Raw genomic sequence first — 16,622 nt, forward strand, 5'->3', positions numbered from 1 at the left:
GTACTGGATCAGGTCCGGGCTGGCAGCGCCAAAGGCGTCTTCCGGCTCGAGCGTAAAGGCGTGCTGATCGCCCACTTTACGTCCGACCAGCTCCTGCTCCAGCGCCGCCGACAGGCTGCCATCTCCCAGACGGAACAGCGCAGGCTTGCCGTTGGCGCGCGTGGATTCAGCCGTCGAGCCATCCTCCAGCTTCAGTGTAAAATGCACCAGCAGCGCGCTGTCGCGCTGAACGATGTCTGTCATCTGTTACCCTTATTTATTCGTGACCTGTTTGCCTTTCGGGCTCAGAAAGCCCTCCAGCACCACCAGCGCCGCACCAATGCAGATTCCGCAGTCGGCAATGTTAAAGGTGGCGAAGTGCCAGTCACCGACATAGAAGTCGATAAAGTCGACCACAAAGCCGTGCCAGGCACGATCAAACAGGTTACCCAGCGCCCCGCCAATAATCAGCGCGTAGGCAATGTTGGTTAATTTATTGCTGGCGCGATTGCGGTACATCATCACCAGCAGCGACACCACAATGGCGATGGCGATACCGGCAAAGAACCAGCGCTGCCAGCCGCCTTTGTCTGCCAGGAAGCTGAACGCCGCGCCATAGTTGTGCGCGTAGAACAGGTTCAGGAACGGCATCAGCGGCTGAGTTTCATGCAGCATCATGTTGTTCATGACCCACTGCTTGCTGGCAAAATCGACCACGATCACCACCAGCACCAGCCATACCCAGCGCAGTCCGGTTGAGCACAGTTTACTCATCAGGCAAATTTCCGCACTTCACCGTTTCCGGCTACGTTGGTGTAGCAACGTCCACACACCGCAGCATGCTCCGGATTCTGGCCGACGTCAGTAGTGTAATGCCAGCAGCGCGGACATTTCTCGCCTTCTGCTTTATGCAGCGCGATTTTCAGACCTTTTAACAGCTCGCTCTGCTGCGCTTCGTCGCTGGCCGTCACGTAATCCGCCACGGTCGCGCCCGAGGTCAGCAGCACGAAACGCAGCTCATCGCCCAGCGCCTGCAGCTTCGCCGCCAGTTCCGGATCGGCGTACAGCGTGACGGTGGCTTCGAGTGCACCGCCGATGCGCTTGTCGCTGCGCGCCTGCTCGATCACCTTATTCACTTCACCGCGCACTTTCAGCAGTTCTGCCCAGTAAGCATCATTCAGCGCTTCATCCTGCGCCAGACCAAACAGGCCCTGATACCACTCTTCGGTGAACACGTACTGTGGACGCTCGCCAGGCAGATAGCCCCAGATCTCATCCGCGGTGAACGACATGATCGGCGCCATCCAGCGCACCAGCGCTTCAGCGATATGCCACAGCGCGGTCTGGCAGCTGCGACGCGCCAGGCTGTCGCCCTTCGCGGTGTACTGACGATCTTTGATCACGTCGAGGTAGAACGAGCCCATCTCGATGGAGCAGAAGTGCATCAGACGCTGCACCACTTCGTGGAAATCGTAGTTCTCGTACGACTGCACAATGTCCTGCTGTGCCGCCAGCGCACGGCCTACGGCCCAGCGATCCACCACTACCATCTCTTCCGGGCTGACGCAGTCGGTCGCCGGGTTGAAGCCTGCAAGGTTCGCCAACAGGAAGCGCGCGGTGTTACGGATACGGCGATAGCTGTCGGCGGCCCGTTTCAGGATTTCGTCGGATACGGCCATCTCACCGGAATAGTCGGTCGAGGCCACCCACAGACGCAGAATATCCGCGCCCAGCTTGTCCATCACATCCTGCGGTGCCACGGTGTTGCCGATTGATTTCGACATTTTGCGGCCCTGACCGTCGACGGTGAAGCCGTGGGTCAGTACCTGACGGTAAGGCGCTTTGCCTTTCATCGCCGTGGAGATCATCAGCGACGACATGAACCAGCCGCGATGCTGATCCGAGCCTTCCAGATACATATCCGGTGCGTGCCCGTCAAATTCCGGACGCGCATCCACCACCGAGAAGCTGGTCGATCCGGAGTCAAACCAGACGTCGAGGGTATCCGGCACTTTGACGTAGTGATCGGCGTCATCGCCCATCAGATCGCGCGGATCGAGATCCCACCACGCCTGAATACCGTCCTGCTCGACACGCTGCGCCACTTTCTCCATCAGCTCCAGCGTATCCGGGTGCAGCTGCTCGCTCTCTTTATGGACGAACAGCGCCATCGGCACGCCCCAGGTGCGCTGACGCGAGATGCACCAATCCGGACGGTTAGCGACCATCGCTTCGATACGCGCCTGGCCCCAGTCCGGGATCCACTGCACACCTTTGATCTCTTTCAGCGACTGCGCACGCAGGCCTTTCTGATCCATGCTGATAAACCACTGCGGCGTAGCCCGGAAGATGATTGGCGTTTTATGACGCCAGCAGTGCGGATAGCTGTGCAGCAGTTTTTCCACGTGCAGCAGCGCACCTTTCTCCTGCAGCAGCGCAACGATCATGTCGTTGGCTTTAAATACGTTAACGCCATCCAGGGTTGGATAGGTGCCCGGCAGATACGCGCCGTCCGGCCCGACCGGGTTAGCGGTTTCGATGCCGTATTTCTGGCCGATCACATAGTCATCCGGACCGTGGCCTGGCGCGGTGTGCACCGCACCGGTACCGGCGTCCAGCGTGACGTGCTCGCCCAGCACCACTTTCGACTGGATCTGCTCAAGGAACGGATGCTGGAACAGCTGCAGCTCCAGCGCGGCGCCTTTGCATTCGCCCAGCACCTGCCACTCGCTGATGCCTGCGCGTTTCAGTACCGATTCCACCAGATCTTTCGCGAGGATCAGGCTGCGGCCGGCAATCTGCACCAGCTGGTAGTCGAATTCCGGATGCAGCGAGATGGCGCGGTTTGCCGGCATGGTCCACGGCGTGGTAGTCCAGATAACCAGTGAAACCGGGCCTTCTGACGTTGCAACGCCAAACTTCGCGCGCACCGCATCGGCGTCCAGCGCGTTAAACATCACGTCGATAGAAGGTGAGGTTTTGTCGTAATACTCCACTTCCGCTTCCGCCAGCGCGGAACGGCAGTCCATGCACCAGTGCACCGGCTTGGCGCCTTTGTGCAGATGGCCATTACCAATGATCTTGCCCAGCGCGCGAATGATGTTGGCTTCGGTCTGGAAATTCATGGTCAGATAAGGACGATCCCAGTCGCCGAGCACGCCAAGGCGGATGAAGTCCTTCTTCTGGCCTTCAACCTGCTCCGCCGCGTAGTTGCGGCAGGCTGCGCGGAATTCAGCTGCGCTGACTTTCTCGCCCGGCTTGCCAATCATCTGCTCAACTTTGTGCTCAATCGGTAAGCCGTGGCAGTCCCAGCCGGGAACATACGGCGAGTCAAAGCCCGCCATGCCTTTCGACTTAACGATAATATCTTTCAGAATCTTGTTAACTGAGTGACCAATATGAATGCTGCCGTTCGCATACGGAGGGCCATCATGCAGGATAAAGGTTTTTTTCCCTTTTTTGGCTGCGCGGATGATGCCGTACAGGTTGTCATCATACCAACGTTGCAGCATTCCCGGTTCGCGTTTGGCCAGATCGCCACGCATCGGGAACCCCGTTTCCGGCAAATTCAGGGTAGATTTATAGTCACTCATCAGATTCTCGGTTCCGTATTTCGGTCATTAAACCGGTGTTTTTAGCCCAAAAAATTGGCGGGCCGTCACCACATCTTTCGCAATTTGTTCTTTCAGCGCGTCCAGCGAAGCGAAACGCTGTTCGTCGCGAATCTTCTGCTTCAGCACCACCTCAATGTGGCGCCCATAAAGATTCATATGTGTGTCGAGCAGGTGAACTTCAAGCTGCTGACGCAGACCTTTTACCGTCGGGCGCGTACCAATGTTTGCCACGCCGGGAATCGGCTGCTCGCCCAGCCCCAGCACTTCAACCGCAAAGACACCTTTTACCGGCGTCACGGTACGACGAAGCGGGAGATTGGCGGTCGGGAAACCAATGGTGCGTCCCAGTGCATCACCGTGCACTACGCGGCCAGAAATACTGAACGGATGACCGAGCAGCTGCTGCGCCTGAGCAAAATCGTCCTGCGCCAGCGCCTGACGTACCGCCGTACTGCTGATACGTTTGCCGCCATCACAATAGGTCTGGGTGCTGATGACCTCAAAGCCATACTCCGCACCGGCTTTCTGTAATAACAGGAAATCCCCCTGGCGACCAGCGCCAAAGCGGAAATCATCCCCCACTGCGAGGAATTTCACATTGAGCTTGTCGACCAGCAGTTCGCTGATAAAGCTTTGTGCTGAGTGTGCCGCAAAACGGCGATCGAAGCGCACGCACACCACGGCATCAACGCCCGCCAGTGCGAGGTACCTGAGCTTTTCACGCAGACGCGTCAGGCGCGCCGGCGCTTTGTCGCCGGCAAACAGCTCCAGCGGCTGTGGCTCAAACAGCATCACCACCACCGGCAGGTTGCGTTTACGTCCTTCGGCAATTAACTCCGCCATCAGCGCCTGGTGGCCGCGATGCACGCCGTCAAAATTACCAATGGTCAGGACGCAGCCGCGATGCTGCTCTTTCAGATTGTAAATACCGCGGATAAACTTCATGGCTGACTCAAACCGGTGGAAATCGGCGGATTATACCCTTGAATAGCGTTCAGGTTAACCCGTCTGCGTGCCTTTCCTGCGCCTGATTCAGCGTCAGGCGCCCGCTGGCTGGCGGCTCCGGCCCCATCACAACAATTTTGTTGCGAAATACTGTATTCAGCGCGGTGTTGCTGGTAGAATCTTGCGCCATCAATTACGTAAGCGGGTGTCGTGGTTAAAACGACGCTTTATTGCACAAATCCATTGACAAAAGAAGGCGCAAAAGGCATAGTCCTCGGCCTTTGATTTGTCCATATAGAACACATTTGGGAGTTGGACCTTGGCTAATATCAAATCAGCTAAGAAACGCGCCGTAACATCTGAGAAACGTCGCAAGCATAACGCGAGCAATCGTTCTATGATGCGTACTTTCATCAAGAAAGTATACGCGGCTATCGCAACCGGCGACAAAGCTGCTGCGCAGAACGCATTCAACGAAATGCAACCAATCGTGGACCGTCAGGCTGCTAAAGGTCTGATCCACAAAAACAAAGCTGCACGTCATAAAGCAAACCTGACTGCTCAGATCAACAAACTGGCTTAATCGCCGTCTGTTTATCGCTTTGTTAAAAGAACCGGCGCTTCGCCGGTTTTTTTATGCCTGCGATCCGTGGCTGAACAGCGCGCTGAAGTCGCGATGGCAAATGCGCTGCACCGCCGGATGCTGAATCATGCGCCCGGCAAAAATAACGTGATACTCCTCCATCACCGTCTCCAGCCTGCCGATCTCGCGCACGCTATCGTCACGATAGACATCATCCCCGTACAGCGTCGGTGCGACAAAGATCGCATTGTTCTGCGCGCCAAACGCCTTCATCAGCGCCGCATCATCAAATTCACCGAGAATCTCAACCTGTAACCCCTGACTGTGGATCCAGTTCAGCAGCTTGCGCCCCAGCATCGAGCGCCGGCCGGGCAACAGCAGGCGCCGCTGCTCCAGACAGGCCGGAAACGGCAGCTCAGGCAGTGGCGCATTACACCAGAAGCTAACCGGACATTCGCCGAGCTTGACCGAAAACAGCCCGGCCTGCTGGGTTGAATCTATCGGGCAGTCGGAGAGGATCATATCCAGCTTATGCTGACTGAGCTGCTCCAGCAGCATTTCATGCGTTGATTCAAAGCAGCGCAGCTGAATTTTCTCGCCGGCCATAACCACCGTTTCCAGCACCTTGCTCACCAGCTGTTTTGACAGCGCATCCGCCACGCCAACATCAAACAGCAGATGCGACTCCTTGCGGTAGTTAACGATATCGAGCATTTCCTGGCTGAGCATAAACATGCGATCGGCATAGCGGAACACCAGCTGCCCCAGCTCGGTGGGCACCAGGCCGCGCCCCTGACGGCGAAACAGCACGCCATTCAGCTGCTCTTCCAGCGCTTTGATCTGGCCGGTTACGGTCTGCGGCGTGAGGCACAGCACTTCAGCGGCGCGCACCACCGAACCGGTTTTGCACACCTGCCAGAAGTAGTAGAGATGATTAAAATTGAGCTGATTCATACCATAAAGGAGGCTTGCGCCTCTCCTTATTAGCGCAGTTTGATGCGCAGCAGCGTATAACCTATCACCGCCGACAGCAGTGAACCGCTAAGAATGCCCAGCTTCGAGAACGTCACCAGCTGTTCATGCGCGGCGTCAAACGCCAGCGAGCTGATGAAGATCGACATGGTAAAGCCGATACCGCACAGCACGCCGATGGCCATAATGTCGCGAATGGTGGTACTGCCTGGCAGCGCCGCCAGCCGCAGCTTCACCGCCAGCCAGCAGAACAGCGTGATCCCTAACGGTTTACCAATCAGCAGACCGAGGATAATACCAAGCGGCTCCGGCGACAGCACATCGCCAAAGGTGATGCCGCTGAGCGAGATGCCGGCATTGGCGAACGCGAACAGCGGCAGGATCAGCCAGTTCACCCACGGCATCAGTCCGTGCGCCAGGTGCTCAGCCGGTGAGTGTCCCTCTTTCTCCTCCAGCGGCACAAAGAAGCCCACCACGACGCCCGCCAGCGTGGCATGCACACCGGACTTCAGCACCGCGGTCCACAGCACCACGCCCACCAGCATATACACCGCGATGTTGCGTACGCCGCAGCGATTGAGGATTGCCAGCAGCACGATGGCACCGGCTGCCACGCTCAGCGACAGCACCGACAGATCGCTGGTGTAGAACAGCGCAATAATCACGATGGCACCGAGATCGTCAATGATCGCCAGCGCCATCAGGAACACTTTCAGCGCCGCCGGTACGCGACTGCCAAGCAGCGCCAGCACGCCGAGTGCAAAGGCGATGTCGGTGGCGGTCGGGATGGCCCAGCCGTTGCGGGCAATGTCGTTATCGTGGTTGAACAGAAGGAAGATGAGCGCCGGTGCGACCATCCCACCCAGCGCTGCAATCACCGGGAAGATGGCACGATCGCGGCTGGCCAGCTCACCGGTGATCAGCTCGCGCTTCACTTCGAGGCCAATCAGCAAAAAGAATAGCGCCATTAGCGCATCATTAATCCACAACAGCAGATTTTTGCTGATATCCAGCGCGCCGAAGCGAATTTGTACCGGCTCCGCCAGCAGGTTTTGATAGCCCTGCGCGGTGGCAGCATTATTGGCCAGCACCATCGCCGCCACGGCCGCCAGAATCAGCACCATGCCGTTACTGGCGTCACTTTCGATAAAGCTTTTCAGCAAGCTTCGAATACTACGGGGTTTGTTCACAACTCCTCCTGAGCAGAGACATTTGGTGGAGAAGTTTAGCGGCTGAGACACCTCGTTAAAAGCAGCTTATGTCTCGTTTATTACTCGGAATTTCCGAGCAAAAAGCTTAAAACGGGAAATGAAGGGGTGCGCGGGCACGATAAATCGCGCCGCGACGGAATTGAGCGGCTGGCAGATTCTTTACTTAACCGGCGTGAAGGAAGCCAGGCGCGCCATCAGGCCTGATGGTTGGTGCAGGTCAGCAGCGTCACGTCATCGCTATGCTGCTGGGGCAGCGCATTGTCGCCGGCAATCTCGTGCTGGGCGCAATGCGGCTGATGCGGATGCAGGCCGCCTGGCGGTGAGAAAGGCTCAGCCATCTGGGCACTTGCCAGCGCGGAAAACGCCACAAGCGCTGTTGAAAGTAACAACGGTAGAAGTCGCATAATTTTTTGTCTTTTCACTATAACGGTCCGGAATGGACCAGGCATGCAGGTGATGATCCAGCCTGAGAGGTGGCAAACAGTGTTTTCCACGGTCAGTCAGGTCTCAGTGAAGGATTTTACGCCACTCAGGCGCAGGAATTTATAAAATCGTGCGGTTTATCACAGTTTACCGCACGAAATATGCATTATCCGACCTTAACCGGAATGTAGAACGTGCCCTGCAGTAGATCTGGCGTGCTGTAGCGGAGATCGAGCTTAATCAGGTCCTTGCCCGGCCGCCGCGCCACGCCGAGCGCAGGCAGATGGTTGTAATACACCTCTGCGGTAAAGGCATTGATCTCTTCCGGCGCACCGTGCCAATCGATCTCCGCATACAGTCCGCTTTCACCGGTCCAGTTCTGCACATTACCGGTCAGCACATCGGCGTACTGGCTCTCCAGCGCCTGAAACAGGCTGATATGCTGCTGATCGCTGGAGTTAACCCCCGGGCTGAACTGAAAACCCAGCCAGCCACGCTGCACGTGCTGGCCGGCGAAGGCGATGAAATCACGCGTATGCTGCGCCACCACGTGATTGTGGTGGTCAATGTATTCGCCGAAGCGGCACTCCCACTCGATCACTTCTCCGCACAGCTTCAGCTCCGGCTTCTCTGCCAGGCGCGCACTCACCCACTGCCGCTGGGTTGAGATGCGGCTGTGGAAGTCTTTCATCTGCATCTCAGGAATGCGGCGATAAGCGCCTGGCGTCATGGCGAAGTGGCTTTTAAACACCCGGGTAAAGTTTTGCTGATTATCAAAGCCAAACCGCACGGCGATATCGATAAGCGGCATGCTGGTCAGGCGCAGCGCCATGGCAGCGAGCGTCAGACGACGTTTGCGCGTGTACGAGGCCAGCGTCTGGCCGGTCATCTCTTTAAACATGCGCTGCATGTGCCACTTGGAGTAACCGGATTTCAGGGTAATCAGATCGATGTTGAGCTCGTCGGTCAGATTGGCTTCGATCCAGTCCACCAGATCGTTGATGTACTGTTTTTTCAGATTCAGGCTGAGCATTTTTTTAATTGAATGGGTTGGGAAAGGCGGTGCTTTTGCGTAATCCGTCACATAAATATAACAAAATCGTATGGATAACGTAAGGAAGAGTAAAGACAGCGAGACGGGAAAAGCATTAATTGCTTAGGTAACTAACCTTTTATCGTCTTAACGGCATCGCATCGTTGAGCAGTGATGTGCCTGCGCGTAGCGGTGCGCATTAATGCGCACCCTGTGAAAATCGTGCATCGCCTTGCAGGGTCGCCATTAATGGCGACCGATAACACCGGGCAGGCGTGCCTGCCCTCATCGACCACTCAGTGCGAACGCATGCCCGCTGCCGTCATCATCATACGAAACAGTGATGCCACCACGCCCAGTGCCAGCACGCTTGCGCCGTAGATGATTACTAACCACAGCACGCGCTTCCACCAGGGGGCTTTCGTTTCAGTGGGGTTGCTCATATTGCTGACCTCGGTTTGCATCTCAGTGGTATCCTTCGTCGGCTTTGATTTTTCCGCGGAACACGTAGTAACTCCAGAAGGTATAACCCAGAATCACCGGAATAATCAGTAAGCTACCGACCAGCATAAAGGCCTGACTCTGCGGCGGTGACGCGGCGTCCCAGATGGTGATCGACGGCGGAATAATGTGCGGCCACACGCTAATACCGAGGCCGGAGAAGCCGAGAAACACCAGCGCCAGCGTCAGCAGGAACGGCGAGTAGTGCGCCTCACGCTTGATGGCGCGCACGATTCCCCACGAACACAGCAGCACCAGCACCGGTACCGGCAGGAACCAGAACAGGTTAGGACGGCTGAACCAGCGGTGCGCAATCGCATCGTGGGTGAACGGCGTCCACAGGCTGATAATGCCGACAATCAGCAGCAGCGCGATCACCAGCGGCGTCGCCAGCGCGGACATCTTACGGTGCAGCTCATGCTCGGTTTTCATAATCAGCCAGGTACAGCCCAGTAGCGCGTACGCCACCACCAGACCGACGCCGCAGAACAGCGGGAACGGCGCCAGCCAGTCCAGCGCAGAGCCGGCAAACTCGCGTCCTTTCACCGGGAAGCCATCGATAATCGCACCGACCGCAACGCCCTGACTGAAGGTCGCCAGCAGTGAACCGGCGATAAATGATTTATCCCAGAACGCGCGGTGTTCTTCCGTGGCCTTGAAGCGGAACTCAAACGCCACGCCACGGAAAATCAGGCCAATCAGCATCGCGGTGAGCGGAATGGCCAGCGCATCGGCAATCACCGAATAGGCCAGCGGGAACGCACCATACAGACCGGCACCGCCCAGCACCAGCCAGGTTTCGTTGCCATCCCAGACCGGCGCAACGGTATTCACCATCATGTCGCGCTCAACCGCATCTTTATTGAACGGGAACAGGATACCGATGCCAAGATCGAAGCCATCCATCACGATATACATCAGGGTGGCGAACACGATAATGGCGAACCAGATAATGGAGAAATCGATCATTTATTTACCCTCCTGCGGTTCGTTCAGGCTCTCATGGGCAGCAGAAAGCGGACGCGCAGGCGTTTTGCCCTGCCCCGGACCACCGTGGCGCACATCTTTACCTTCGCCGGTCAGCGGACCTTTCTTGATCAGGCGCATCATGTAGACATAGCCGACACCAAACACCGATGAATAGACGAGGATGAAGGCCAGCAGGCTGATACTCATGTGCAGGTCGCCGTGCGCCGACACCGCATCAATGGTGCGCTGCACGCCATACACCACCCACGGCTGACGACCAATCTCGGTGGTAAACCAGCCCGCCAGAATCGCGATCAGGCCGGACGGGCCCATCAGCAGGGCGAACCACAGGAACGGCCGCGAGCTATACAACCGCTTGCGGTAGCGCAGCCACAAGCTCAGCACGCCGAGGGTGATCATCAGCAGGCCCATCGCCACCATGACGCGGAACGACCAGAAAATCACCAGCGAATTCGGGCGGTCCTCTTTCGGGAAGCTCTTCAGCGCCGGCACCTGCTTATCCAGGCTGTGGGTCAAAATCAGGCTGCCGAGGTACGGCACTTCCAGCGCATATTTGGTGCGCTCTTCATCCATATCCGGAATACCGAACAGGATCAGCGGCGTCGCTTCACCCGGCGGGTTTTCCCAGTGGCCTTCAATCGCCGCAATTTTTGCTGGCTGATGCTCAAGGGTGTTCAGGCCGTGTGCATCGCCGATCATCGCCTGAATCGGTGCCACGATCAGCGCCATCCACAGTGCCATGGAGAACATTTTACGGATGGCCGGGTTATCGTTACCGCGCAGCAGATGCCACGCGCCAGACGCGCCCACAAAGAAGGCGCTGGCGAGGAAGGCCGCCACCGACATATGGAACAGGCGGTACGGGAACGACGGGTTGAAGACAATCCTGAACCAGTCCTGCGGCACCACGATGCCATTCTCTATGATGTAGCCCTGCGGGGTATGCATCCAGCTGTTGGACGCGAGGATCCAGAAGGTAGAGATGATGGTGCCGAGCGCAACCATGCAGGTGGCAAAGAAGTGCAGGCCCGGCCCAACGCGGTTCCAGCCAAACAGCATCACGCCGAGGAAGCCCGCTTCAAGGAAGAAGGCGGTGAGTACTTCATAGGTCAGCAGCGGACCGGTAATACTGCCGGCAAACTGCGAGAAGCCACTCCAGTTGGTACCAAACTGATACGCCATCACCAGTCCGGACACCACGCCCATACCGAAGTTAACGGCAAAGACTTTGGACCAGAAGTGGTAGAGATCGCGATAGGTCTCGTTACGGGTTTTCAGCCACATGCCTTCGAGCACCGCCAGGAAACTGGCGAGACCGATGGTGATGGCCGGGAAAATAATATGGAAGGAAACAGTAAAGGCGAACTGAATCCTGGCCAGGTGGAAGGCATCTAATCCAAACATTGCTTACCTCTTTGCCACAAGATTGCACCGAATTTTTACTTATAATTAACAAGTTTGACGCACAAGATTATTATTTCGTGACGTCGGAAGAGATTCACGCCAATTGTAAGGCAAGCGGCGAGAACAAAAAGAAACAGTGGGAATGGCTAAAACTATAACAGTATTTTTTGATTTCGATCATTGTTTTCACCAGAAACTACTTGTTTAAAATCACTAAGTTAAGGTTAAAGCCCGTGATTTATTGTGACAATCTTGTTATTAAGCAGAGCGAGAGGAAAAGGCGTTAATCTGGTAACTGGCTAATTTAGCTGTTAATTACTGCGCCAGACAAAACGGCAGAGGACCGCACCTTCACGTTACGCTGTAAAATTTCCTGCACAGTCGCCAGAAAGAAACTTTGTTAATTAAAAGATAATTTTTATAGACCAAAAAGAAATTAATTTGCTGTCTTTCGGTGACATTCTGTGAGCCATCGCGCATTAACCCGCTGGGGCATGGCATTTGCCAGCGGCGTCAGGCTGTGCTTTGTTAAAGCAGCACAGTCCGGTTAATCAGCGAAGGAGAGGTTATGACCCGTCTTACCGCCCAGGATTTTCCCCAGGAACTGCTTGAGCTTTATGACTACTATGCGCACGGTCGCATCAGCAAGCGCGAGTTTCTCTCGCTGACCGCGAAGTTCACCATCGCCGGCATGACCGGAGCCACCCTGCTCAGCGCCATGAGCCCCAATTATGCGCTGGCAGAGCAGGTGTCGTTTACCGATCCTGATATCAACGCCGAATACATTCACTACCCGTCGCCCCAGGGACATGGCGAGGTACGCGCTTATCGGGTGCGCCCGACTCACGCCAGCGGCAAGCTGGGTGCCGTGGTGGTGGTACACGAGAATCGCGGCCTGAACCCTTACATTGAAGACGTGGCGAGACGGGTCGCCAAAGCGGGCTATGTCGCGCTGGCGCCGGATGGCTTAAGTTCGCTGGGCGGCTATCCGGGCAATGATGAAGAGGGCCGTGCGATGCAGGCCAAAGTCGACCCGACCAAACTGATGAACGATTTCTTCGCGGCGGTCGATTTCCTGATGCAGCATCCCGAGGGGAACGGCAAGGTCGGCATCACCGGCTTCTGTTATGGCGGCGGCGTAGCAAATGCGGCGGCAGTGGCGTTTCCTGAGCTGGCCTGCGCCGTGTCGTTCTACGGCCGCCAGCCAAAAGCGGAAGATGTGGCGCGCATTCAGGCGCCGCTGCTGCTGCACTATGCCGCGCTGGATAAAGGCATCAACGAAGGCTGGCCAGCCTATGAAGCCGCCCTGCAAGCCAGCCACAAAACCTATGAAGCGTATATTTATCCCGGCGTGAATCACGGCTTTCACAACGACTCAACGCCACGCTATGACAAAGCTGCCGCAGCACTGGCATGGCGTCGCACACTCGGCTGGTTTGAGAAATATTTGCACGTCTGAGCCTGGCGCGCCGCGACGGCACTCACGCTGTCTGCGGCGCTTTAATGATGCGGTGGACATTGCTTTCCAGCCAGTCGGCGAGGCCGATGACCTGCCCTTCCACCTCATGGCCCAGCGTCGTCAGCCGGTACTCCACGTGCGGCGGCACCACTTCATAAGCGATACGCTCAATGAAGCCATCCTCTTCCATGTAGCGCAGCGTCTGCGCCAGCATGCGTTCACTGATGCCACCAATCCGGCGGCGCAGTTCGCTGAAGCGCAGCGTCTCAGCACGCAGCGCCAGTAACACCAGCACACTCCAGCGGCTGGTAATCCGTTTTAACACCTCACGTGACGGGCAGTTCACATTGAGCAATTCACCACGGGAAAATTTATCACTCAGGTTTTCAGCCATTTACATCACTCCGCTCAAACTAACAAATCTGTAAGTACTTACTAAAAGTTAGTTTATCTCGTAGGCTGTTTCCATACCAGTTCAACCTGAGGAAAAACACCATGATTGCGATTACCGGAGCCACTGGCCAACTGGGCCGTTTAGTGATTAATGCCTTGCTGAAGAAAGTACCGGCCAGCGAGATCATCGCGGTAGTACGTTCACTGGAAAAGGCGCAGGACCTGCAGGCGCTCGGCGTCGCGCTGCGTACCGCAGATTACAACCAGCCACAGACGCTGCAGGGCGCCTTTGCCGGCGTGCAGAAAGTGCTGCTGATCTCCTCCAGCGAAGTGGGCCAGCGCGAAGCCCAGCACCGGGCGGTGATTGATGCCGCCAAAGCGGCAGGCGTGTCATTTATCGCGTATACCAGTCTGCTGCATGCCGATACCTCGCCGCTGGGTCTGGGCGTCGAACACCGCGCCACCGAAGCGCTGCTGCAGGCTTCAGGCATCCCTTATGCCCTGCTGCGTAACGGCTGGTACAGCGAAAACTATGCGGCCAGCATCGCACCGGCGTTAGCGCATCATGCCTTTATCGGCGCGGCGGGCAACGGGCGCATCGCGTCGGCGGCGCGCGAGGATTATGCTGCCGCGGCGGCAGAGGTGATCAGCCGTGACGATCAGGCCGGCAAAGTGTACGAACTGGCCGGCGATGACAGCTATACGCTGGCAGAATTCAGTGCGGAGATCGCCCGCCAGTCCGGCGAACAGGTGGAGTACGTTAACCTGCCGCCTGCGGAGTTCAGTGCGGCGCTGATCGGAGCCGGCTTACCCGCGCCGCTGGCCGAACTGCTGGCGGATTCCGACGCCGGTGCCGCTCAGGGTGCCCTGTTCGACGACAGCCACACGCTCAGCAAACTCATTGGCCGCCCGACCACACCGTTCGCCGCGGTAATTAAGGCCACGCTGGCAAAGTAAGGCGCTGATGGCGCCCTCACCTGCGGTGAAATCCGGGGTGAGGGCGACGAAAAGCCCTCTTTTCCCCCGTCTCGTCTGCCATCAAATGATCAACCTCTTCCCGCTTTTTTGCCGTCATCACTGACGATTTTTTTATTTACAGATAAATCTGTTCATTTATTTAAAGCTTCATCTGAAACACTGCTTTCAATTCCTGAAATATAGGGCGTTGTATTCGCTGAAAAAAGCCTTAAAAAGCCGATCAATCGACAAGATTTATTACGTTCATAGATATTTCGCATTGTTGTCTCATCGGGTCAGAGATCTATAATTTGTCCTTTGAGCAACCAGGCAATTTCAGGAGGCCGCTATTAATACTAACCACCAGCAACGTCAAGCTTTCGGAGAACACGAAGCCCATGCTGATCTGGGGTATCAATACGATCCTCACGAGTTTATCCGCGAAGGTATGCAGGATTCGGAGCCGGAACCCGAGCTGATCGAAGGCCTGCCTGCGCCTGATGCGCTGACGCCTGCCGATCGCTATCTGGAGCTGTTTGAGCACGTGCAGACGTCACGTATTTTTGCCGACAGCAAAACGTTTCCGGACTGCGCGCCTAAATTCGATCCGCTGGATATTTTAATCCGCTATCGCCGCCGCAAACGCTCGGCGGAGTTCGACCTGGAAAAATTTGTCCACGAGCATTTTTATTTACCGCAGGTCTATGAGAGTTTTTATGTTTCCAATCCGGATAAAACCCTGACGGAACATATTGACGATCTGTGGCCAGTGTTAACCAAAATGCCGCAGCAGCATTTACCGCATTCGTCATTGCTGCCGCTGCCGAAGCCCTACGTGGTGCCCGGCGGGCGTTTTGGTGAAACGTATTACTGGGACTCTTATTTCAGCATGCTGGGACTGGCCGAAGCGGGCCGCGACGATCTGCTGCGTCATATGGCGGACAACTTCGCCTGGCTGATTGACAACTACGGTCACGTGCCGAATGGCAACCGTACCTATTACCTCAGCCGCTCGCAGCCGCCGGTGTTCGCGCTGATGGTCGAGCTGTTTGAAGAGGACGGCATTCGCGGCGCGAAGCGCTATCTTGACCAGCTGATGAAAGAGTATCAGTTCTGGATGGACGGAGCCGGCGAGCTGATGCCGCATCAGGCCTATCGTCACGTGGTGCGCATGCCGGATGGTTCGCTGCTCAACCGCTACTGGGACGATCGCGACACGCCGCGCGATGAGTCGTGGATGGAAGATGTGGAAACCGCCAGCAAATCGCGTCGTCCGGCCAGCGAGGTCTATCGCGATCTGCGCGCCGGTGCCGCTTCCGGCTGGGATTACTCTTCGCGCTGGTTGCGCGATCCGCAGCGTCTGGCCAGCATTCGCACCACCCAGTTTATTCCGGTAGATCTGAATGCGTTTCTCTACAAGCTGGAGCTGATGATCTCGACGCTGGCGCACGCGAAGGGCGAAGAACTCACCGGCCTGGCGTGGCAGAAGAAAGCGGATGCGCGCAAGCAGGCGATTCATCGCTATCTGTGGGACAACACCGCAGGCGTGTACCGCGACTACGACTGGCGACGTGAACGCTTTGGTGCCTTTACCGCAGCGGCGGTGGTACCGCTGTTCCTGGGGCTGGCTTCACCGGAACAGGCGCATCTGCAGGCGGTGGCGCTGCGCCAGCTGCTGCTAACGCAGGGCGGCCTGGTGACCTCCATGGTGGAGAGCGGCGAGCAGTGGGATAAACCCAACGGCTGGGCACCACTGCAGTGGATGGCGGTGGTCGGACTGAATAACTACGGTGAAGAGACGCTGGCAACCGAGATTGCGGTTAACTGGCTGACCACGGTGAAGAACTTCTATTCACTGCACCATAAGCTGGTAGAGAAGTACGATATCAGCGGCGATCGCGCCCGCCCGGGCGGCGGCGGTGAGTATCCGCTACAGGACGGCTTCGGCTGGACCAACGGCGTCACCCGTCGCCTGCTGGCGATGTACGGGCATTTGCTGGCGGACTGACGCGGGACACTGCGGTCTGATGCGGGATGCTGCGGCCTGATGCCCTCACCCTGGCCCTCTCCCATCGGGAGAGGGAAACGCTGCCACATGTAACGAAAGAATCCACTGCTCGCTCGATCGGTCCCCTCTCCCGCGGGTGTACAGTCCGGG

The 16,622-nt window shown here is 56.9% G+C and carries 16 protein-coding genes; 4 read left to right on the plus strand and 12 right to left on the minus strand.

Annotation, left to right across the window (positions count from 1 at the left end; genetic code table 11):
* From fkpB to ribF, 4 genes are all read right to left on the minus strand, one after another.
* A partial coding sequence (gene fkpB, locus ERD80_RS00005) for an FKBP-type peptidyl-prolyl cis-trans isomerase (RefSeq protein ID WP_136545469.1) occupies nt 1-243 on the minus strand: 243 nt, incomplete at its 3' end.
* Between the two features lie 9 nt (nt 244-252).
* Complete coding sequence (gene lspA / locus ERD80_RS00010; RefSeq protein WP_021507598.1) at nt 253-753, minus strand: signal peptidase II; 501 nt, start codon at nt 751-753, stop codon at nt 253-255.
* A complete protein-coding gene (gene ileS, locus ERD80_RS00015) occupies nt 753-3,572 on the minus strand; it encodes an isoleucine--tRNA ligase (protein WP_031279711.1) in 2,820 nt (939 codons plus the stop codon). Before ileS ends, lspA begins: the two co-directional genes overlap by 1 nt.
* 27 nt (nt 3,573-3,599) lie before the next feature.
* Nucleotides 3,600-4,538 carry a bifunctional riboflavin kinase/FAD synthetase gene (ribF, locus tag ERD80_RS00020; RefSeq protein WP_058780422.1) on the minus strand — a complete coding sequence of 313 codons (939 nt, stop codon included), beginning with the start codon at nt 4,536-4,538 and terminating at the stop codon, nt 3,600-3,602.
* Nucleotides 4,539-4,857: 319 nt separating this feature from the next.
* On the opposite strand from ribF, the gene rpsT reads away from it, so the two are divergent.
* Nucleotides 4,858-5,121, plus strand: coding sequence for a 30S ribosomal protein S20 (gene rpsT / locus ERD80_RS00030; RefSeq protein ID WP_013507813.1), 264 nt, complete (start codon nt 4,858-4,860; stop codon nt 5,119-5,121).
* Between the two features lie 51 nt (nt 5,122-5,172).
* Here the strand turns inward: rpsT and nhaR are convergent, their stop codons facing one another.
* The 7 genes from nhaR to ERD80_RS00060 all read right to left on the minus strand — a co-directional run bounded on the left by nhaR (nt 5,173) and on the right by ERD80_RS00060 (nt 11,655).
* Entirely contained in the window at nt 5,173-6,075 is a 903-nt protein-coding gene (gene nhaR, locus ERD80_RS00035) for a transcriptional activator NhaR (RefSeq protein WP_104093991.1), read from the minus strand.
* A 29-nt stretch (nt 6,076-6,104) separates the two neighbouring features.
* Nucleotides 6,105-7,283, minus strand: coding sequence for a Na+/H+ antiporter NhaA (nhaA, locus tag ERD80_RS00040; protein ID WP_136545470.1), 1,179 nt, complete (start codon nt 7,281-7,283; stop codon nt 6,105-6,107).
* A gap of 215 nt (nt 7,284-7,498) precedes the next feature.
* Entirely contained in the window at nt 7,499-7,642 is a 144-nt protein-coding gene (locus ERD80_RS22340; protein ID WP_021507604.1) for a hypothetical protein, read from the minus strand.
* Nucleotides 7,643-7,893: 251 nt separating this feature from the next.
* A complete protein-coding gene (locus ERD80_RS00045) occupies nt 7,894-8,760 on the minus strand; it encodes a helix-turn-helix domain-containing protein (protein WP_058759653.1) in 867 nt (288 codons plus the stop codon).
* Nucleotides 8,761-9,056: 296 nt separating this feature from the next.
* Nucleotides 9,057-9,224 carry a DUF2474 domain-containing protein gene (locus ERD80_RS00050; RefSeq protein ID WP_064511421.1) on the minus strand — a complete coding sequence of 56 codons (168 nt, stop codon included), beginning with the start codon at nt 9,222-9,224 and terminating at the stop codon, nt 9,057-9,059.
* A gap of 1 nt (nt 9,225) precedes the next feature.
* The gene (gene cydB / locus ERD80_RS00055; protein ID WP_021507607.1) at nt 9,226-10,230 is read right to left on the minus strand and encodes a cytochrome d ubiquinol oxidase subunit II; all 1,005 of its coding nucleotides are present in this window, start codon (nt 10,228-10,230) and stop codon (nt 9,226-9,228) included.
* Complete coding sequence (locus tag ERD80_RS00060; RefSeq protein WP_136545471.1) at nt 10,231-11,655, minus strand: cytochrome ubiquinol oxidase subunit I; 1,425 nt, start codon at nt 11,653-11,655, stop codon at nt 10,231-10,233.
* A gap of 568 nt (nt 11,656-12,223) precedes the next feature.
* On the opposite strand from ERD80_RS00060, the gene yghX reads away from it, so the two are divergent.
* The gene (gene yghX / locus ERD80_RS00065; protein WP_136545472.1) at nt 12,224-13,114 is read left to right on the plus strand and encodes a YghX family hydrolase; all 891 of its coding nucleotides are present in this window, start codon (nt 12,224-12,226) and stop codon (nt 13,112-13,114) included.
* Between the two features lie 22 nt (nt 13,115-13,136).
* Here the strand turns inward: yghX and ERD80_RS00070 are convergent, their stop codons facing one another.
* Entirely contained in the window at nt 13,137-13,508 is a 372-nt protein-coding gene (locus ERD80_RS00070; RefSeq protein WP_136545473.1) for a helix-turn-helix domain-containing protein, read from the minus strand.
* Nucleotides 13,509-13,609: 101 nt separating this feature from the next.
* Here ERD80_RS00070 and ERD80_RS00075 point away from each other — a divergent pair, with 101 nt between their 5' ends.
* Both ERD80_RS00075 and treF read left to right on the plus strand, forming a co-directional pair.
* Nucleotides 13,610-14,464, plus strand: coding sequence for an SDR family oxidoreductase (locus ERD80_RS00075; RefSeq protein ID WP_136545474.1), 855 nt, complete (start codon nt 13,610-13,612; stop codon nt 14,462-14,464).
* Between the two features lie 349 nt (nt 14,465-14,813).
* Nucleotides 14,814-16,472, plus strand: a complete 1,659-nt coding sequence (gene treF, locus ERD80_RS00080) for an alpha,alpha-trehalase TreF (RefSeq protein WP_136545475.1) — start codon at nt 14,814-14,816, stop codon at nt 16,470-16,472.
* Nucleotides 16,473-16,622: the final 150 nt, after the last annotated feature.

The organism is Pantoea sp. R102 (assembly GCF_004916815.1).
GTDB classification, from domain to species: Bacteria; Pseudomonadota; Gammaproteobacteria; order Enterobacterales; family Enterobacteriaceae; genus Pantoea; species Pantoea dispersa.

Coding starts and splice junctions, on each gene's coding strand:
- ERD80_RS00050 (WP_064511421.1), bottom strand. CDS start 9,224: ATGCAAACCGAGGTCAGCAATATGAGCAACCCCACTGAAACGAAAGCC.
- ribF (WP_058780422.1), bottom strand. CDS start 4,538: ATGAAGTTTATCCGCGGTATTTACAATCTGAAAGAGCAGCATCGCGGC.
- lspA (WP_021507598.1), bottom strand. CDS start 753: ATGAGTAAACTGTGCTCAACCGGACTGCGCTGGGTATGGCTGGTGCTG.
- ERD80_RS00060 (WP_136545471.1), bottom strand. CDS start 11,655: ATGTTTGGATTAGATGCCTTCCACCTGGCCAGGATTCAGTTCGCCTTT.
- ERD80_RS00075 (WP_136545474.1), top strand. CDS start 13,610: ATGATTGCGATTACCGGAGCCACTGGCCAACTGGGCCGTTTAGTGATT.
- ileS (WP_031279711.1), bottom strand. CDS start 3,572: ATGAGTGACTATAAATCTACCCTGAATTTGCCGGAAACGGGGTTCCCG.
- cydB (WP_021507607.1), bottom strand. CDS start 10,230: ATGATCGATTTCTCCATTATCTGGTTCGCCATTATCGTGTTCGCCACC.
- nhaR (WP_104093991.1), bottom strand. CDS start 6,075: ATGAATCAGCTCAATTTTAATCATCTCTACTACTTCTGGCAGGTGTGC.
- ERD80_RS00045 (WP_058759653.1), bottom strand. CDS start 8,760: ATGCTCAGCCTGAATCTGAAAAAACAGTACATCAACGATCTGGTGGAC.
- yghX (WP_136545472.1), top strand. CDS start 12,224: ATGACCCGTCTTACCGCCCAGGATTTTCCCCAGGAACTGCTTGAGCTT.
- ERD80_RS22340 (WP_021507604.1), bottom strand. CDS start 7,642: ATGGCTGAGCCTTTCTCACCGCCAGGCGGCCTGCATCCGCATCAGCCG.
- ERD80_RS00070 (WP_136545473.1), bottom strand. CDS start 13,508: ATGGCTGAAAACCTGAGTGATAAATTTTCCCGTGGTGAATTGCTCAAT.